Origin of the sequence: Rhodococcus sp. NPDC060090, assembly GCF_042729855.1 — a bacterium.
Classification (GTDB): domain Bacteria; phylum Actinomycetota; class Actinomycetes; order Mycobacteriales; family Mycobacteriaceae; genus Rhodococcus.
In genome coordinates this window covers 46,017-63,571 of sequence record NZ_JBHWXB010000012.1, presented here as the reverse complement: position 1 = coordinate 63,571, position 17,555 = coordinate 46,017, and the positions used below count along the sequence as shown (strand labels likewise).

Annotated in this window: 16 protein-coding genes; 11 read left to right on the top strand and 5 right to left on the bottom strand. The window is 63.4% G+C overall.

Going from position 1 to position 17,555, the window contains the following annotated elements; translation table 11 throughout:
• The first annotated feature begins 9 nt into the window (after positions 1-9).
• Together ACFWCF_RS17410 and ACFWCF_RS17405 are read left to right on the top strand one after the other, a co-directional pair.
• The gene (locus ACFWCF_RS17410) at positions 10-291 is read left to right on the top strand and encodes a universal stress protein (protein ID WP_225623914.1); all 282 of its coding nucleotides are present in this window, start codon (positions 10-12) and stop codon (positions 289-291) included.
• Between the two features lie 128 nt (positions 292-419).
• Positions 420-1,037 (top strand): recombinase family protein, encoded by a 618-nt coding sequence (locus ACFWCF_RS17405; RefSeq protein ID WP_006553200.1) that lies wholly within the window; start codon positions 420-422, stop codon positions 1,035-1,037.
• A gap of 749 nt (positions 1,038-1,786) precedes the next feature.
• Here ACFWCF_RS17405 and ACFWCF_RS17400 read toward each other — a convergent pair.
• The 3 genes from ACFWCF_RS17400 to mobF all read right to left on the bottom strand — a co-directional run bounded on the left by ACFWCF_RS17400 (position 1,787) and on the right by mobF (position 8,292).
• Positions 1,787-2,383 carry an RloB family protein gene (locus tag ACFWCF_RS17400; protein ID WP_378563719.1) on the bottom strand — a complete coding sequence of 199 codons (597 nt, stop codon included), beginning with the start codon at positions 2,381-2,383 and terminating at the stop codon, positions 1,787-1,789.
• 2 nt (positions 2,384-2,385) lie between these two features.
• A complete protein-coding gene (locus ACFWCF_RS17395; RefSeq protein WP_378563716.1) occupies positions 2,386-3,726 on the bottom strand; it encodes an ATP/GTP-binding protein in 1,341 nt (446 codons plus the stop codon).
• A 138-nt stretch (positions 3,727-3,864) separates the two neighbouring features.
• Positions 3,865-8,292, bottom strand: a complete 4,428-nt coding sequence (gene mobF, locus ACFWCF_RS17390; RefSeq protein WP_378564067.1) for a MobF family relaxase — start codon at positions 8,290-8,292, stop codon at positions 3,865-3,867.
• 322 nt (positions 8,293-8,614) lie between these two features.
• Between mobF and ACFWCF_RS17385 the strand changes: the two genes are divergently transcribed.
• The 3 genes from ACFWCF_RS17385 to ACFWCF_RS17375 all read left to right on the top strand — a co-directional run bounded on the left by ACFWCF_RS17385 (position 8,615) and on the right by ACFWCF_RS17375 (position 9,822).
• The gene (locus tag ACFWCF_RS17385) at positions 8,615-9,028 is read left to right on the top strand and encodes a hypothetical protein (protein WP_378563713.1); all 414 of its coding nucleotides are present in this window, start codon (positions 8,615-8,617) and stop codon (positions 9,026-9,028) included.
• Positions 9,029-9,063: 35 nt separating this feature from the next.
• A complete protein-coding gene (locus tag ACFWCF_RS17380) occupies positions 9,064-9,534 on the top strand; it encodes a hypothetical protein (protein ID WP_378563710.1) in 471 nt (156 codons plus the stop codon).
• 123 nt (positions 9,535-9,657) lie between these two features.
• Positions 9,658-9,822, top strand: a complete 165-nt coding sequence (locus ACFWCF_RS17375) for a hypothetical protein (RefSeq protein ID WP_378563707.1) — start codon at positions 9,658-9,660, stop codon at positions 9,820-9,822.
• Between the two features lie 230 nt (positions 9,823-10,052).
• Here ACFWCF_RS17375 and ACFWCF_RS17370 read toward each other — a convergent pair whose 3' ends face one another.
• Entirely contained in the window at positions 10,053-11,045 is a 993-nt protein-coding gene (locus ACFWCF_RS17370) for a DUF4192 domain-containing protein (protein WP_378563704.1), read from the bottom strand.
• A 554-nt stretch (positions 11,046-11,599) separates the two neighbouring features.
• Positions 11,600-12,208 carry a recombinase family protein gene (locus ACFWCF_RS17365; protein ID WP_378563701.1) on the bottom strand — a complete coding sequence of 203 codons (609 nt, stop codon included), beginning with the start codon at positions 12,206-12,208 and terminating at the stop codon, positions 11,600-11,602.
• 517 nt (positions 12,209-12,725) lie between these two features.
• On the opposite strand from ACFWCF_RS17365, the gene ACFWCF_RS17360 reads away from it, so the two are divergent.
• From ACFWCF_RS17360 to ACFWCF_RS17335, 6 genes are all read left to right on the top strand, one after another.
• A complete protein-coding gene (locus ACFWCF_RS17360) occupies positions 12,726-13,142 on the top strand; it encodes a hypothetical protein (protein WP_378563698.1) in 417 nt (138 codons plus the stop codon).
• A 159-nt stretch (positions 13,143-13,301) separates the two neighbouring features.
• Entirely contained in the window at positions 13,302-14,207 is a 906-nt protein-coding gene (locus ACFWCF_RS17355; protein WP_378563695.1) for a hypothetical protein, read from the top strand.
• A gap of 610 nt (positions 14,208-14,817) precedes the next feature.
• The gene (locus ACFWCF_RS17350) at positions 14,818-15,153 is read left to right on the top strand and encodes a hypothetical protein (RefSeq protein WP_378563692.1); all 336 of its coding nucleotides are present in this window, start codon (positions 14,818-14,820) and stop codon (positions 15,151-15,153) included.
• Between the two features lie 54 nt (positions 15,154-15,207).
• Positions 15,208-15,819 carry a hypothetical protein gene (locus ACFWCF_RS17345; RefSeq protein ID WP_378563689.1) on the top strand — a complete coding sequence of 204 codons (612 nt, stop codon included), beginning with the start codon at positions 15,208-15,210 and terminating at the stop codon, positions 15,817-15,819.
• Positions 15,816-16,262 (top strand): hypothetical protein, encoded by a 447-nt coding sequence (locus tag ACFWCF_RS17340; protein ID WP_378563686.1) that lies wholly within the window; start codon positions 15,816-15,818, stop codon positions 16,260-16,262. Before ACFWCF_RS17345 ends, ACFWCF_RS17340 begins: the two co-directional genes overlap by 4 nt.
• 138 nt (positions 16,263-16,400) lie before the next feature.
• On the top strand, positions 16,401-17,225 hold the full coding sequence (locus tag ACFWCF_RS17335) for an SURF1 family protein (RefSeq protein ID WP_378563683.1): 825 nt from the start codon (positions 16,401-16,403) through the stop codon (positions 17,223-17,225).
• Positions 17,226-17,555: the final 330 nt, after the last annotated feature.

Here is a 17,555-nt window from a genome sequence, read left to right as displayed (position 1 = left end):
ACGCCCGTCATGACGGCCTATCGCACGATCATCGTCGACACCGACGGATCCGACCGCTCCTACCGTGTGGTCGACCACGCCGCCGAACTCGCCCACGCCACCCACGCCCGGCTCCTGATCATCTGCGCCCGCCACCCCATCGACGCACGTGAGCTCGGGGCGGACCTCGACCGGCTCGGACCCGACGCCTACCAGCTACGCGGCACCACTCCCACCGAGGCCATCCTGCGGACCGCCCACCAGCACGCCCTCACCCACAACACACCCCCACACACCGATAACACCCCCTGACCTGTTCCGTAACCGGATCGGCCACCGGAACACCACGCAGAGCCAACGTCGGCCCAGCTCACCGGTGTTCCGTAGAGGTGTTCCGCTGACTGTGCCGGTCAGCCCCCGCTATCTGGAACACTTTCGGCATGGGTGAGCCGTTCCGCGTCGGATACTGCCGCTGCTCCACCGACGAACAAGACGTCGAGATCCAAACCGAGCAGCTATTGGCGCTCGGAGTGCCGCGTGAGCGGATCTTCATCGACAAAGGGTTCTCCGGGACCACCCGCAAGAACCGGGCCGGGCTCGACAACGCACTCGCCGCCGTCACCTCCGCCGCGGCGGCCATCGACGGGCGACAGGTAGTGCTGACCACGCCGAAGTTCGACCGATTCGCACGCAACATGGCCGAAGCAGGCCAGACCCTGACCGAACTGCGCGAGCGCGAGGTGCTGTTCGGACTCGGGAGCTCGATCTACGACTGGAACGACCCGTTCGGCAAGCTCTTCCTGCAAACCTTGGCCATGGTCGCCGAATTCGAGGCCAACCTCAACCACCTACGCACCCGCGAGGGCATGGCCAAGGCCCGCGCGAAAGGCAGGCTCAAGGGCAAGCAGCCGAAACTTCCTCTCACGGCACGGAAAACAATCCACCGCCGCTACCACGACCCCGCCGACGACGCGAGCCTGGCGGACCTGGCCGAGGAATACAGCGTCGGCCGCTCCACCATCCACCGCATCGTCAGCAGTGCTGCACCACGAGCCTGAGAATTCACCAGCCTGTCGTCAGGATCCCGCTACTTTGCACTTCCTGACAACCTTGGGTTGCGGGCCCTTACGTCCCACACGAGTTCTGGCCCGAATCGGATCGTCGGCGAGCTGGGCGGATACGCCGCGCCCGCCAGGAGCCGGTGGCGAGACAGACGATCGTTTCGACCCAACAGGCCGAGCGGATCACCGACCGGGCACTACGCCATATCCGCCCGATTTTCGGCAAATGCTACGGCTACCCCCATATGACGGTCACGTTTGGGAGTGGTCCGACGATACGAAGGGGTACGTGCGGACCTAGAAGAGACTGCCGAGGACAACGAGGGCCGGACTCACCACCCGGTCGTTCTTCGGTGTGGTGGCCGGTCCCTCGGTGGTGCCTGCCCAGGCTCCGAAGATCGGCCACCACGACAACAGAACGAGGCGTTTATCGGAGCGTCCTTCAACTGATTCAACACTAACTTAGGTGGTCGATCAATTGCTCAAGCTGCAGCAATACTGATTTGTGATGCGGTGCGGGCAGAAGCGTGGCGCCGGACGGTTTTTGGGTCAAGCCTGGCCAGCTGTGCGGTGAAATGCGTGCGGGCCCTTGGCACATCGTGTCGAGATAACACGGCTGGCAGAATTATGAGTACGCGCTGAAACGAATGATCAATCCCCCCAATAGCTCCCTTCAATCGAAGCTCACAGCGGTTGCCCGTCGAAATAACCATGGTCTCTTGGCGGGCATCGACGAGCTTCCCTGCTCACCGCCCAAGCATGAGATCGACGAGGATCGGCATCGCCGATGAGGGATCGGGGCCGATCCGCCCGGCCTCCAGATCAGGATCCGCTCGGCGAGCGGTCTCGCAGGCTTCGTGTACAGCGTGGAATGGGAATGACGGTGAAAGTATCTTTTTCGTGATCAGCCCGAGCTTCGTGGTGAGCTCGTCGAGCTGCGAACTACTCAGGGGAGATCGTTTGTCCTCAACATGCCATCGCAACCAAGCCTCGAACTTCAGGTTCGAGACGAGTAACAGGATCGACTCGCGAGCGGCGAGCTGACAGGCAGCTGACAATGTCTCATGTTCGTCGACGTCGACTAGGCAGAGACAGACGTCGTAGCCTTTCTCATCCTTCACCGCTTTGTCTCGGACTTCGATGGCTTTCCGGACGACCGTTCTTGGATCCCTGCCGACGGGGACTGGCTTCACGACAGCAGTCGTGCCTGTGCTGCGCAAGTAACGATTCAATCCCTCGACGTATTGAGGCTCCGTCCGCGTTCCTTCGGTAACTACAAGGATGCGCCGGACAGGCTGTCTCTTGGGACGATTGGTGCGCCTACCTGACTTGCGTGGTGCCACCCTCAGATCTCCTCAGAACTAACGAGTGCAGCCAGCGTGCTTGGCGAAAGCCGTGGGGTACCGCCATATCGCCCGGTGAGGTAGCGCCGTGCAACATTTGCGTCGGGGTGCCTCGGGAAGTCGGCGAGACAGGTTAGCTCGGTGACACCCTCATAAGACTTATCCGTAAACCAGACTTGCTCGGGCTCTAAGTTCACCTCGCTTAGTGGCGAGAGGACGTACGACTCATGGCTCGTGAAGATGAGCTGCGCGCCACGGGTGTTAACCAGTGGATCCGCAAACGCGCTCAGCAGCACTTCGAGCAGATGGGGATGCAGGCTTGCATCGATCTCGTCGACGAGGAGCAGTCCTCCTCCGCGTAACGCTTCCAACGCTGGCACGGCGATGGCGAGCCAGGCGATTGTCCCGTCACTTTCGTCTTGAACGGAAAATTCGGGGCAGTCGTCGGTAGCGCCGCGGTGGGTGAAGACCAGATGCCGCACCACCTGGGCGAGCTCGTCATCATCCAGGTCGCTGAGTTCGCCATCGTCATCATCGGCGCTCGTCTCACTGGGCTTGTCCTTCTCGTCCTCGCGTAGCTCGCGTCGGAGTCGGTGGAGCGCACGGCGTACGTGCTCGGGGATGTTAGTCTCCTCGATGCTGACCTTAACGACACCGATATCGGCAACTTGGAGTAGGGCTTCGAGGTCAAAGAAGGTGATGCTTCCTTCTGCAAGTGAGTCCGCGATGCTTGATAGGCGCGCCTCGCGGTGAGAGTCCTTCACAAGCACGCAGTCAAAGCCAGAAACTAAACCACGGGCCAAAGAGTGCAAGGGTGAATCGCGCAATAGTAGCGCCCGGCTGAGTACGAGCTCGCGCTCGGTCACTTCGATCTTCCCGCGCAGACTCTGGTGGAACGTGAACTTGTCTGCGTCCCGATTTCGCTCTAGCAACGTACGCCACCGTGAACTGGGCACGTCGCGTAACCATTCACGCTTGATGCCGTCATAGTCGACCTCGAAGCCGTAAAGATACCGACGCCCATCGTGGACGAAGTCCAGCTCATAGGTACTCGATGACGTGCGCGCTGTCCCGTCCAGCTGGAATGGCACCCGTTGCATCGACTTTGACGCCTGCCAGACGGTGGCGGATAGACGGATCGCCGTAAAGGTGTAGCGGAGTGCATCCAGCACGGCGGACTTACCGGTCGCATTGCCACCGAAGACTCCCAGAATCGGGTACGTCACAGAGCTCCAGTCGTCGTTCCGGGGGCGGAGGGTCCGCAGTGACGGACGCGCAAGATCGATGGTGATCTCGTCCCGGATGCTTTTGTGGTTGCGCACCGTGAAGCTCAGCAGGGCCATGCGGGGACTTTAGCATGCGGAACGTGTCGATTCCTATGATTTTCGAGCAGGCGGCGGCTTTCAGAAAGGAATTCTGTGTCAATGGTAGAAGTTGTCGAGGAAGAACCTAGCACCGCAAAACGTTTGCTGAAGCATGATCTAGGCGCGCCAGCCTCTTTCTGTCCTCTGCTCGAATCCGGGCCAGAGATGCGGTTGCGGATCGGGGCTACGGTGCTGACGTTCGCGATCTTCCTGCTGCTCGCGTAGTTGTACGCGCTGACGTTCAACGTGTGTCCAGTCGAGCACTGCGCGGCGGTCCTCCGGCCGGCCACCGGCGACGGTGTCGTCGTCGGTGACGTGGTGGGTGCTGCGGTAGGCGGCGGCATCGGCGATGGTCGCCCGCCACAGGGCAGCGTGTTCGGGATCGTCGGGGCAGAGGCCGAGGCTCGACTGTGCCCAGGTCGGGGCGGTGTCGTCGGTGAGCTGGTCGCGGTAGTCGCGGTGCAGGTCGGTGATGGTCTGGTAGTCCTGCCGGATCTGCTGGGCGAGGTCGGCGTCGATGGTGTCGGCGTCGGAGACGGGCGCGACGATCCACTCGGGTGCGTCGGGGTGGGTGAAGTCGCGGCCGTCGGCGGCGATGCGGTCGAGTTCGGCGAGCAGTGTGGTCGCTGGGGCGGTGGCTCCGGCCCGTTGTGCGAGGTCGGTGACGATCTCGTCGACGGTGGCACCGCTGATGTGGTGAATGTGCTCGACACGTCCGGCGATGGTGTGCGCCCGCTCGTCGTCGGTTTGCAAGGCGAGGGTGGGCAGGTGCTCCGCAATGATGTCGTGGTGCGCTTCGAGCCACTCACCGTTGCGGCGGGCAATCAGCTCGGTCAACGGGCGGGCCATGTCGGAGCGCAACGCAGCGGCGGTGATGTCGATGCCCTGTTCGGTCAGTCTTTCGCGGTGCCAGGTCAGCAGGTTGATCGGGTCGACACCGGCCTGGGAGGCGCGGTGGAACTGGCGGGCGAGCAGGCGCGCGGAGGCTTCCTCGGCGATCCGGTCGCCGATCTCTTCTCCTAATGCGGTGGTGGTGAGGGTGCGGACTCGCTGCGTTTCGAGTAGCGCGGAGGTGTCGCGGTAGCGGCGGATCACCTCGCCGATTCCGGTGTCTTCGGCGGCGGCGTGGTCGGTGGCCTCGGTGTAGCGGCGGGCGCATTCGACCGCGAACTCGTACATCTCGGTATCGGTGTCGAGGAGACTGCGGATCGGCAGCGGCGGCAACGCCGGATGGTCGTGGAACTGTCCAACGATGGTGCGGGCACGGTGGGCCAGGACCGCGCCGACGTCCTTCGCACCCCGCAGCGGGCCGATGGCGACGGTTTCGCCGAGCACGGCGCGGGCACTGTATCCGTGGTCGTGGGCGTCGGCGAGCACCTGTCGTAGTCGCGCCCATCCTTCCGTTCCGTCGACCATGCGCACGATCGGCTCGGGCAGAGTGCGGCGCATTTCTGTGTCGAGTGCGTCGTCGCGCAGGCGTCGCTGCGCGGCGAGGTATGCCTCGCGCAGGCGCTCCGGATCGGCCGCGTGGGCGGCTTGTTCGGCGAGCTCTTCGGTGGCGGTGCGGTGGCTGTTGTCGGTGGCCACGATGGTCTCGAGGATCATCCGGCCGGTCGAGATGTTCTTGTCTGCCAGGTGCGGACGCTCGGTGTCCTGGTCGACATCGACGTCGACGGGGACGTAGAGATGATTGTCGGTGCGGGCTCGGGTGACGGCGACGTAGAGACCCGAGCAGTCCATACCGGGGGTGGTGACTGTGTGTGCGGTGTCGACGGTGACGCCCTGGGCGCGGTGCACGGTGGAGGCGTAGCCGAGCTCGACCCGGCTGGTGATGTAGTCGGCCGGCAGGGTGATCACGCCGCCGTGTTCGAGGTGGCGCACGGTCAACGCGCCGCGGTCGGGTAGTACGTCGACGACCTCCCACAAGTCGCCGTTGCGGACGAAGGCCCCGGCTTTCTTGCCGCCGGAGGGGACCAGATCGTGGCGGTTCTCGCGGGTGAGCACGATGTCTCCGCGACCGGCTCGAAGCTCGTCGGACAGCTCGATCACCACGGTGGTGTCGGCGGTTCGGTCGTGCTGGCGGGCGGTTTGGACTTGTAGGTTCGCTGCTCGCACGTCTTCGCGGGTGGGCAGCATGACGAGGGAGTCTTTTCCGTCGGCGAGGTCGTGCAGGTAGTTCTGCACTGCGTGGCCGATCATTTCTTCGCGTGTTCCCTCGCGCACGAGCTCGCGTTCGTAGAGCAGATCCAGGCCGGTGCTGTCGCCGGAGCGCAGCAGCAGTGAGTTCTCGGCCTGGGCGATGTCGTCGCCGAACCGGACGACGGTGGTCAGCTGGGGTGCGTCGGTGTGCTCGGCCAGGTAGCGCAGCAGGCCGCCGGTTTCCACGGCGTCGAGCTGCGCGGGATCGCCGACAAGACGCACGACGGCACCACGTTCTTTGGCGATGTCGACGACGGCAGCGAGGTCGAGGGTGGAGGCGAGGGAGGCTTCGTCGACGAGCAGCATGGTGCCCGGTGCAATGTCGACTCGGCTGGTGATGGTGCCGGGACGATTGCCGATGAGTCCGCGCCAGGGGAAGGTCAGCGAGGCCAGGGTCAGGCCAGGAACACCAACTTCTTCGCCGAGAGTGTCCGCTGCAACAGCCGAGGGGGCAAGGGCGATGACGTTGTGTCCTTCGGCCTTCCACGCGTCGACAACAGCCTTCATGCTGGTGGTTTTTCCGGTGCCTGCGGGGCCGATTCCGGTGGCAAGTAGCGCCCCGGATTGTAGGAAGTGTTCGGTCAGGGTGCGTTGTCCAGCGTTGAGGTCGCGTCCAGTGTCGGTGCGCATCTGCTCGTAGACGGACGTGATTGTGGTGGTTCGGGCGGTGAAGACGGTGGGCTCGCTGGTCGCCGAGATCATCATGGATTCGGCGTCGAGCAAGGTCTGGGAGCTGTGCTTGTGGCTGCCGTGGTGGGACAGGACGAAGTCGCCGTCGCGGCGGCGTAGTCGTCTCGGTGTGGCGGGAAGTTCCGTCCGGGGAGTGGTGACCGAGAGCTCCAATACTCGCGCGGTGAGCTGGTCGATGGCCGTGCGGTACGTGTCGATGCTGGGGAACTTCTGTCCGGCCAGGTGCGCTTGGGCGGCGGAAAGTACGTGCGGGAGCTGCCAGCGGGACCGCTTGGACTCGAGTTTGGTCAGTACCGCACGGGCATCGTTGTCGAGGCTGCGGCCTTCCGGCTGTGCGGCGTGATCGGTGGAGAGTGCGTCGTGAACAAGTTGATCGAGAGCTGCATGTCCGCCGAGCAGGTCGGCGGCTCGGGTGCGCCATTCGGCGCGCATTTCGGCCAGGGATTTCGGCTCGGCCTTGCCTTCTCGGGTGTCCAGAGTGGCCTGTTGGTAGAGCTGGTACATCACCTTGGCGGTGGGCATTCGCTGATATTTGGCGCGGTAGTCGGCGACTAGTTCGTCGCGGCGAGCCTCGATTGCGGTGCGGCGGGAGCTGAACATGTTCAGTACTTCCGCCGGGATGGCGGCCAGTTCCACGATGGGTTGCTTGCCTTGTTCGACCTGTCGAGTGGCGAGGTCGAGGCCGAGTTCGGTGTTCATTCGCTGCATGACTTCGGCGTTGAAACGTTGTGAGGCGGAGACGGCGAAGCGAAAGAGCGTGGACCCGTCGACTGCGCGCCACTTTCCATCCTCGGTGGCCTGCGTCTTGATGGAGACGACCGCGTGGGTGTGCAGGTTCGGGTCGCCGGCGCGGGAGTCGAAGTGCTTGTACAGCGTGGCCACGAAACCGTTGGCGTCGATCTGCTCCTCACTACGGAGCCCCACTCTGGTGAAGCATGCGTTCTGTTCGAGCCAGAGCAGCGTGTCTTTTACGGTCTGGTCAACGATGCGTTCGATCTCGACACGCAGATCGTTCGGGGCGATGGCCCACAGGCTCGATACGCTCTTCGGTGGGGTAAATACAAGATCTTGTCCGGCCACGGGGTGTCGAACTTTTCCCTTCTCGTGGGCGATCCAGTTGCGAAGTTCGGCTTCGTTGGCGACCGGGCGGCCGTGCTTGTCCTGGAACATTCCTCCGGCGATCCGGTCGAGGATCGCGGACGATTCTTCTGCGGTTGCGGCGCGATTGTGTGCCTCGACGAACTCCGCAAGTTCGGCAGCGTGCCGGGTGATGAGCTCGACATTGTTCTTGAAGGTGGGGAACTTGCGACCCAGGCGGGCGAGGCGGATCGCATCCTCTGATGGCACTCCGCGACGCTGCAATTCCTCGATGATGGTGTCGGCATCGGGGTGCAGTCCTTCACCGAAGAGCGCCTTCATTTGGGCTTCGGTGACCTCATCACCGGCGCTGATTCGTCCGAGACTGTCGGCGTGCAGATCGTCGAGAGTGTCGTTCAATCCGTCGAGTCCGGAGCCGAACCATTCTCCGGGCGGGGTGCCGTGGGCGGTGTAGTAGTCGGTCAGCTCTCCGCCACGTTCACGCTCGCGATCGGCTGTCGCTACCTGACGTGTCAGGTACTCGTAGCCGTCCGCTGCATGCAGGACATGGAGGGTCATCACGATCAAGATCGTAGCGTCAGAATCACGCTGGTCGGCGGCAACTCTCCCGAATATCTGTAAAACAGCAAGAGGTGTGTCCCTTTCTATGCTGCATGAGTGCATACGGGGGGGTGAGATTCCGATACGGCGAATCCGGCGAGCTGCGCTCGCTGCATGTCACTACCGGATGATGTCGGCCTGCCCGGTTACGATCTTGAGAGATTGTTGTCTTCGGAAGGTAGGTCGCGTGAGTGGGTCGGGGGATTCAATGAGCACCGAATCGAAGGTTGTTTCGGCTCGGAGTCGGGCGCGATCGAAGCTGTCGGAGCGTCGAGCCGAAATGCTCAAACGCATCAGCGACAATCAGACTGACCTCGAGCGCGCGCTGGCGGCGCTCGCGAAGATCGACAAGGCGGAGGAGCGGCGGGATGCCGCGATCGCCAAAGTCACTGAGGATTTCGAGAAGCGCAAGCACACCGCGGAGCTGGCGGCAGGAAGGTCGCTCGCGAAGGTGGCCGAACGGGGTGAGACGTCGACCTCGATCTCGGATCTGGCGGGTCTCGATGCGGCGACTGTTCGGCGTTTGGTGAAGCTGGGCGAAGGCGCGGGAGCGTCGACGGCGCAGACTGTCAGCCGGGGCAAGACGACTGACCCCGATCAGAGTATCGACCGGGAGTCGTCCACTCAGGCGAGCTCGAGTGCGGCGCCTGCGTCGTCGGACCCAGTCCCTGACTCGACGGCTGCGAGCGAATAGAGGTCAGCAGCGGCGTGCGGCGGGAGCCGGGTGATGTGATCGAGCGGACCCGATTTTTCCGTCGCGTCGTGTACGGACCGGCTCCGGATTCCTGCCATCTATGGGTCGGCGCTCTGGGCGATGACGGATACGGGCGCTTCTGGATTTCTCGCGGCGGGCACCAGATCGTCGTTCGCCCGCACCGGTACGCACTCGCGCTCGAACTGGACCGGGCGTTGGAAGAGAACGAGGTAGCGATGCACCGGCGTTGCGACAATCCTCTATGCGTCAACACAGGAACCGGCGATCCATTCCTCGCGCACGTGGTGCTGGCGACCTCCTCGGAGAGCATGTCAGACATGGGCCGCAAAGGTCGCGGCGGTGGACGTCGATGGCGGTTCGGTGCCGACCGCGCCGAACGTGCTCGACGTTCCAGAGCGGTGCGGGAGGCCGTTCTCAAGCACGGCTGGAGCCAACAAGCGATCGAAGCGGCGTTATACGAAGAAACTCAAGGCACCCTGTGGTAGCCGTCGATACCGTCAGCAGACGGGTGCCCGGACTGAGATCTGGCTTCGGGACAGACGAACGCAGATGATGAAAGTCGACCGCGCCTGTTTCGGCGGTTGCGGTCGCAGACGTTAGGAGTTCGAATGCAGCGAAGTGCGGTGGAGTCGGCATTGCTCGATGCGGTGCTCGATGCGATGCCGGTGTCGGACGTAGCACTCGAGGCTGCGGTGGCGGGCATCCCGATTCTCGACGTCCGGCGGTCTTCGGGTGTCGATGTGGCGCAGTCCAAGGAGGGTTGGGACATCTGATCGGCTTTCCTGATCCTTGTGACGCGGAGACAGTGACCGGCGCGCATTGTTGCGACGGCCTGGCACCGGGTGGACTGTTCTGCGCAGGTGTCACGGGAGGGGCCGGCCGAGGGGCTCGATGCCCCGAGGTCGGCGATGCGCATGCGTGCGGGTGGTCGGGCGTGGTGGTGTGTTGATGGGGCGAGGCCCCGCACCGGATCGGTGCGGGGCCTCGTGTGTTCTGTGGGGGTTTAGTTCTCGTCGGTGAATCCGAATTCGGGTAGTACGGTACGGCCTGCTTCGAGGACTGTTTGCACTTTGTCGGGGTGCACGACGTTGTCGACTGCGGCGCGCATGAGTAGGGCGAGTTTGGGGATCTGGGTTTCGTGGGCGACTTCGGCCTCGATCGCTTCGAGTGCGACGGCGGCGCGTGCGCCGTTTCCGTTCGCGTAGGCGACGGTGGCGAGGATGGATAGCACGGCGAATCGTGCGTATCCGGCGGTGTGGCGGGCGGCGGCGGTGAGGATCGCGTCGGCGCCGGTGGGCTGGGAGAAGTAGAGGGCGACGTCGCGGGCGCGGGGGTTGTCGGCGAGGGTGACGGCGAGGGCGATGGCCTCGGTGGGGGTGAGTGCGCGGTGGTCGGTGACGGCGGCGCGGTAGGTGTCGAGGTTTTCGGTGTCGGTGGCTTGGGGGGACTCGGCGCGGGTGTGGCGGGCGTCGAATTGGCGGGCGAGCAATTCGGCGGTGTCGTCTGCGGGGGTGAGTTCGTCGGCGAGAGCGTCGCGGCTCTCTGCAATGGGTGCGCTTCCGGCGACGATGCGGGCGGTGGCTACTGCGCTCGTGTGGGGGTCGGCGAGGTGGGCGGCGGTGCCGCTGGGGAAGTCGAAGAAGAATTCTCCGGCGGTGTACTCGCTGAGGACGGTCGCGATGGGGACCTCGAGACCGAGTGCGTGGGCGCGCTTGGTGGCGGCGAGGAGTGTGTCCTCGGCGGTGTCGCCGTTGGGGTGGGCGCTGATCAGTGCGACGCTCACGGCGTCGGCCTGGGCTGTTTGCTTGAGCGTGTCGACGGCGCGGATGGCGGCGGCGGTGTCGTGGTCGACGCGGGCGATGGCGCCGACTCGTCCGGTGAGGGTCAGTGTGGCGATGACCAGTGAGTTGTTGGGGATCATGCCGAGCATGGCGGGCACGCTGGCGATGAACTGGGCGAGGTTGACGGTGGTGGGGTTGCTCTCTGCGTTGTTCACGCCTCAAGTTTACATCTGTTTTGGTGCTTTTTCGATGTTTAATAGGTGCTTTTCTGGTGCTTTTTGGTGATGGTGGTCACAGTGTTTTAGGGCTTTGACCTGCGGTTTTGTGGTGTTTCGGGGGGTGGTGTGGGGGTGAGGCGGGAGCGGGTTCCTCGGTCGGTCGGCGTGGCCTGGTGGACCGGGCGCGGTGGCCGCCGGGCAAGGGTGGGTTTTCCCTTGCGTGGTGGTCGGCGGGTCCGGTAGGGCCGTTTACGACGTCCGGGCGAGGGGCACGCGGGAAGCGGGGACCTTGGGAGTGAGGTCGGGGGTCCGGGGGCGGAGCCCCTGGGATCAGTGGACCGCCGCTGTCGGCAGACGGGCCGGGGCACGCTACTGGCCAGGGCGAGGGGGCACCGTCCGCCGGCCGCGGGAGCATACGTTTGCCGGCCCCGAGGCCGGCAAGCAGCGTTCCCAACGTCACCCACCATTTGATCCGATCACGCACCAGGAACTAGTAGATCGCGGGCAGTGCACAATGATTCACTGTGTGCCCCGCCCGCGCCTTCTCGCAGTCACACCGTTTCGAGCTGCCGTGTCTTTCCTGCTTCTTCGCGTGCTCGTCGTAGTGCCGCGTACATCGCCGACCTCGAGAGCCCACTGATCTCGCAGAGCTGCGCGGCGCTGTACTGACCGGACTCGTAGTCGTCGAGCAGTCGCTTGTGTTGCAGAGCCGAGAGTTTCGGCTGCTTACCTTTGAGTCGGCCGGCCTTCTTCGCTTCGGCCATTCCTTCCTTCGTCCTGGCCCTGATCAGGTCGGACTCGAACTCGGCCATCAATGCGAGCATGCCGAAGAAGAGCTTGCCGGTCGGGTCCGTGGGGTCATGGATGGACCCACCGATGTTCAGCCGGGTGCCTTTCGCTTCGAGTTCGTCCGCGATGGCACGAAGATCGACGGCGGAGCGACCCAACCGGTCGAGTTTCGCCACGACCAACGTGTCACCGGCACGGCACGCGGCCAGTGCTTCGCGCAGGCCGGGTCGTAGGCGGTTGCGGCCGGTGTAGCCCTTGTCGGTGTAGATCCGGTCCGGATCGACGCCGAGGCGTTTGAGCGCTGTGCGCTGCGCTCGCAGATCTTGGCCTTGAGTGGAGCATCGGGCATACCCGACGAGGATTTCGGTCACCACGCGACGATAGTCCGTCATAGGTCACCTATCCCGGACCAACATGCAGGAGGGTTAACCAGCACAGCCTGCGAGGCTGTGATCGGCGGCGGGATTCGGGGGCGTGGCCGTTTTCGGGTGTGCTGGTAGAGGACCGCCTTACAGGACACCTTCTCGCCGCAGGAATCGTTGTCATGAACGCGATCAGAAAATGCAAGCAGAAGGTGGAAGAGAGCTAGGCCCGATGCGAGTTTTGTTCAGAATCGAGCGTCCGATGCTCTGGTCGGCGACCTGGCCGACTTAGAAGCCCTATCGGATCCGTTCCGTGGACATCCCGCCGATGGCGGCCGTCGTGCGTCCAAACAGACAGCGGCGATACACGAAGTCACGCTCCATCGCCTAACCGTTGAAACCTCAAACCTACGGTCCCGTAACTTTTGGAATTGCGATGAAAAAATTCATCATGACTTCAGCTGGACGTTCAACAAGGCAGTTGATGCACCTCGTTTGGTACACTCAACACAAGGTAGGAGGAGTAATGGGATTCGAAGTGTTCGACAAGAGGATGGCCCCACTGGCGAAAGCTCCCAGTGTGACCATCCAGAAGCGTGGAATCTTCTCCATCAACAAAGCCGCACACAAGCTCATTGGAGAGCCCGCGTCGGTGGAGCTCCTGTTCGACAAGGACAACCAGGTCATTGCGTTGCGTGAATCCGATCAACCGCACGCATACACGGTTCGGCCTCAGTCTGCACGGAAAGACACAGGACAGGTCATCATGTCGGCGACTGCATTTACGCAGTTCTATGACATTGACACGACCATCAGCCGCCGATACAAGCCATACGAGCAAGACGGAATGCTTTGCATAGACCTCAAGGGTCCGAGCATAGAAATCGTGGGGAACCGCTCGAAACGCACTATGGATAACCATTCGGAGGGCGACGACTCTTAAAAGACTTCTGGCCTGGTCCCGTTGGCGCGGGGCCAGGCCAGTAACCGGTCCGAGGGCGCGGTTGATGACTGTGCAAGTCTTCTCCAGCGTAGCGGAGTCCCTAGGGACGCGTGTCTCTACTCCTCATCCTCGGGCCAACTACCTGATGAGGAGGGCCTCATGGCTCCTATCACCAGCGCGTACGGGATCACTGGTCCCGTACCGTTCCTGGATGTCGATGTCACTGTCGACAACAAGTGGTTCCTTGATCCACGGGCCATTCGACTCCACCAGCGAGCGGATCCCTTCGCGGTCAAGGCGAACGAGTGCACAGAGACGTTCTTCGAGGAAGTCCTCGATTGTGTCACTCGAGGAGACGTCCGGCGCGGACTGTGGCTTCTTCAGCAGTTTCCCGAGCCATGGGAAACCCGGTTGGGTCTTGCAAAGAGTGGGTTCAGCGGCCATGGCGGCGCTAGCGAAGTCGGATCCTGGATCTGGAGGTCACTCAATGAAGACCTCAAGGCCTTCATTGTGCTTGGTCTTTTCAAAGAGATCGAGGAGTTGCCACTCTTCATAGAGGGCATCGACAAGGACATCACATCGGACATCACGACACGTATCATTTTCGACGCGCTGGCCGAGTTCACGTCCTACATGGTGGATCAATACCCGGAGTTCACGTCCGGTGGGCATCGAGTAGAGACGTTCGGGTGCCAAGCGTGGGATCCTTCAACTCGCGGCTGGGTTGTCAAAGCGTTCGAGCTTCCCGTTGCAGCTGGCAAACCTCTTCTTCTCGTTCCCCGGGGTTGGGCGCGTCAGAATCTGCTGATGTCTGCCTCTCGCTATTACGAGACGAAGGTGCTGGGTTATGCCCAGCTCGAGCGGTCGGTACCACTGAGTACAGGCAAGCTGCTCAAGATTCCGAAGGATCGATTGAAGACTGTGCCGGGGTTGGGACGCGGCCGAGTCACCAACCTCGATGTCACTCGTCGGGCGCATGAGAACAACAACGATCTCATCGCTGAGTTCAAGCAGTTCGTCGACATGAAGTGGACGCCGCCCGACGGCGACCAGCGTATCGCGTAGGACTGTTGTCGCGGCGGGCCTTGGCCCGCCGCGACGTTTTTCGCCAACCTATGTCGACTTCCAGGAAGGGGCTCGAGCAGCCTTTCAGTCATGAGTGAGTCGACAATGGCTATGGTTTGACGCTCACCGTGGTCACCTTCTGGACAGCTCCACGATGCGACTCGGGTTGTTGTTCTCATCGCACCAATCGTGTGAGCCATTGATGCTTCTAAAGTTTCAATCGGTGTTCACATGGTGCGGTGCGCTTCGCACGCAGATCACCAGGTCGAACCGGTCCACGCCCTGCTGGGTGGCCGCCACGACCAGGAGCGGTCAGTGGCAAACTCCTGTTGCGATCGTCGTCCTGCTGGAACGGAATCGTGCCGGTTGCCGCTGATTCCCCGGAGCCTCGAGCTGATGCGTATCGCGTGGTGGGGAGCCTGCGAAAGCATGTTCGTCGCCGACAGCACTCAGGAAGAGGACACCTCGAATGCGTGACGGACCGACGCGCTCTCGATGACGGCGCCGAACCCTACACTGTCCACGCAGCGCAAGACGACCGAGAACGCGCGGCCCTGGCCGCGGCGGCCGGACGACATGAAGGGTGGCATTCCGATCGACCCCGAACTCGGTGAGTGCTGGAGACCTGGAACACGCACCCACGACCTCCACCGCCCTGCCGCAGCAGGAAGCCCGACGCATGAGTGAGGCGTGGAACGAGGCCAGCCTCAAGGACGCACGGGGCTCACTCGACAAAGAGGTCTACGCCGTGGTCGAGGACCTCGTGAAGAACAAAGGGTGGCGCCTGCGGGCGCAGGGCCACAAATACGCGGTGTACTGCCCGTGCATCGACGGCCGGGCCAACTTCATCACGCTGCCAGGAACGTCGAGGAACCCGGGAAACGCCGCCAAGCGTGTGAAGCGCTCCGCATCACGCTGCCCGGATCGGCACGAACTGATGAAGTGAGATCGACCGCTGTTGCCAATTGACAACAGAAGAGGAAGTGCGCATGCTGAGGGCATGTCCCCGACCGAATTCGAGCTCATTTTCGTGACCCCTGACCTCACCGGCCCGGGCGACGACCGAATCGCGATGGTCGAGGAGCATCTGGACGTTGTGGTCGAATCCCACAGCGGCCTCACCCTCGCCACCGTCACGACGGAGGGTGCCGACGCGGTCACCGCGGCCATGTCCGCGGCAGCAGTGCTGTCCGCGTGTGAGCTCTCACCGGTGCGGTCCTACCCGGACATGGTCACCCGCCAAGACATCGCCGACCGGGCCAACGTCTCACGCCAGGCGGTCGGCAACTGGGTGCGCGGGGAACGTATGCCGTCCGACCCTTTCCCCACCCCGGTCAACCTGGTCGGCGGCGGGGTCTGGTTGTGGGGCGACGTCGTCGCCTGGCTCCGGCGACACGGACATGACGTCGAGGACCTGATGTTCCCCTCGATCGCCGATCATGCCCGCATCGACGCTGCACTGCCACAGACCCCGGCACGCCCGGCGACGTTCGCTGGGCACGTGACCCTGTCCGGCGAACGGGCCACTGCCTTGTACTCCCCCTCCGTCAGCGCACCCAACCGGCACTGGGCTGGGGAGAGCTTCCAGTCGAGCTACGCCCTCGCCATATGAGCGCTACTACCCCGCAACCTCGCACGGTCACCGACGCCCGCGAGCTGCTCGAGCTCGCCGAACTCACCGACATCGTCTTCTATGAAACCTACGCGCGACGCACCCCGGACGGCGAGGACAACCCCCTGGCCATCCAGATCGCGCTGCGCCGCGAGGAACTCATCCTCGAGATCCGCTGCCGGGCCACCGTCGCCGGCGCCGGAGGCGAATACCTGACCGACGCGTCGGCCGTGTTCACTTTGCACGAACCGATCGAAGCTCCCGACACCGTTACCGCCGAGTTCGTCGAACGCGTCGGGGTGATGTCTGTCTACCCCTACCTCCGCGAGTCCATCACGCAGTCCGCGGCCAAGCTGGGTCTCGACCGTCCGATCCTGAAACTGCTTCGCCCTGGCGATGTGCACGTCACCCCCGACGGTCAGGACCCGAACGCCGCTGATTGATGTAAGGACCGGTCCCCACATGTGGCCTCGGCGAGATCGAGTAGGTGTGGGGCAGAGCGAAGACGCGGTATCCCGGTCCCGGCCTGTTCGATTCGGGTGCGACGACACAGGGCACTCCACGCTGTCTACTGTGAGCAGGTGCGCCGTTTGATGTTTCTCCTCCGCCCGAGCTGGTTGATTCTGGCCGTGGTGGTAGCCGGCTTCGCGTATGGGTGCTTCACTATGCTCGCCCCGTGGCAGCTGAACAAGAACGCGAACACCGAGGATCGGAATGCGCGGATTTCGGCGTCGATGGAACAGGATCCCGTCCCTGTCGCCGAACTGCTCGACGGTGACGGTCCGGCGATCTACGACGAGTGGGGCCGCGTCGTCGCGCAGGGCTCGTATCTACCCGACTCGGATGTGCTCGTCCGGTTGCGCAGCGTCGAATCCCAGCCCGCGTATGAGGTTCTCACCCCGTTTGCGCTCGAGGGCGGTCGGACGGTTCTCGTCAATCGGGGTTATGTACGTCCGGTGCGCGGCAGTGAGGTGCCCGCGATCCCGGCGGCGCCGAGCGGGACCGTCTCGCTCGATGCCCGGATCCGCAGGTCCGAAGGCACAATGGAAAGCAAGGAGCCGTTCACCGACTCGGGTTATCAGCAGGTGTATTTCATCGACGCGCCGCAGATCGCGGCCGTGACAGGCCTCGACCTCGAGGACGTCTACCTGCAACTCGACGCCGATCAGCCGGGTGGGCTCGGGGTCATCCCGCTCCCTCAGCTCGACGCCGGTCCCTACCTGTCGTACGGGCTGCAGTGGCTCGCATTCGGAATCATGGCCCCGCTGGGCCTGGGATATTTCGTGTGGACGGAGCTGCGGGAACGCCGCAAGACGAAGACCGATGCGGGGGTCGGCGACGCCACCGAGAAGTCCCCGCTCTCCACGAGCGACAAGCTCGCCGATCGATACGGCCGACTTCGGTAACCGTGCCCAGCATTGTGGTCCGCTTCGATCACGCGAGGGGACGGCTAGCGCCGAGGTCGGCGTATCGGGCTGCCTTGGCGCATTCTCCGGCCCGCTGACCGGCAGCCTGTGCATAGATAGCGAAGGCAACGCGCAAGTGCCCGTGCCGGTCCCGGGTTTTCCTCGTAGCATGACGGAGAAGGTTCTTCCCTTCTCGAGGGAAGGGAGGTCAGGTCGCAGGACTCGTTCGCCTCGACTCGGCAGTGCGAGGGAGAGTCGAGCCCTGCGACTCTGATGTGCCGCGTCGTTTCCTTTTCGCCGCGCGGTTATCCGTGGCGCGCAGCACATGTG

Excerpts from the sequence above, each read along its gene's own strand:
- ACFWCF_RS17340 (WP_378563686.1), top strand. The coding sequence starts at position 15,816 with ATGAGCGCTACTACCCCGCAACCTCGCACGGTCACCGACGCCCGCGAG.
- ACFWCF_RS17395 (WP_378563716.1), bottom strand. The coding sequence starts at position 3,726 with ATGGCCCTGCTGAGCTTCACGGTGCGCAACCACAAAAGCATCCGGGAC.
- ACFWCF_RS17360 (WP_378563698.1), top strand. The coding sequence starts at position 12,726 with ATGGGATTCGAAGTGTTCGACAAGAGGATGGCCCCACTGGCGAAAGCT.
- ACFWCF_RS17375 (WP_378563707.1), top strand. The coding sequence starts at position 9,658 with ATGCAGCGAAGTGCGGTGGAGTCGGCATTGCTCGATGCGGTGCTCGAT.
- ACFWCF_RS17345 (WP_378563689.1), top strand. The coding sequence starts at position 15,208 with ATGTCCCCGACCGAATTCGAGCTCATTTTCGTGACCCCTGACCTCACC.
- ACFWCF_RS17405 (WP_006553200.1), top strand. The coding sequence starts at position 420 with ATGGGTGAGCCGTTCCGCGTCGGATACTGCCGCTGCTCCACCGACGAA.
- ACFWCF_RS17355 (WP_378563695.1), top strand. The coding sequence starts at position 13,302 with ATGGCTCCTATCACCAGCGCGTACGGGATCACTGGTCCCGTACCGTTC.
- ACFWCF_RS17410 (WP_225623914.1), top strand. The coding sequence starts at position 10 with ATGACGGCCTATCGCACGATCATCGTCGACACCGACGGATCCGACCGC.
- ACFWCF_RS17385 (WP_378563713.1), top strand. The coding sequence starts at position 8,615 with ATGCTCAAACGCATCAGCGACAATCAGACTGACCTCGAGCGCGCGCTG.
- mobF (WP_378564067.1), bottom strand. The coding sequence starts at position 8,292 with ATGACCCTCCATGTCCTGCATGCAGCGGACGGCTACGAGTACCTGACA.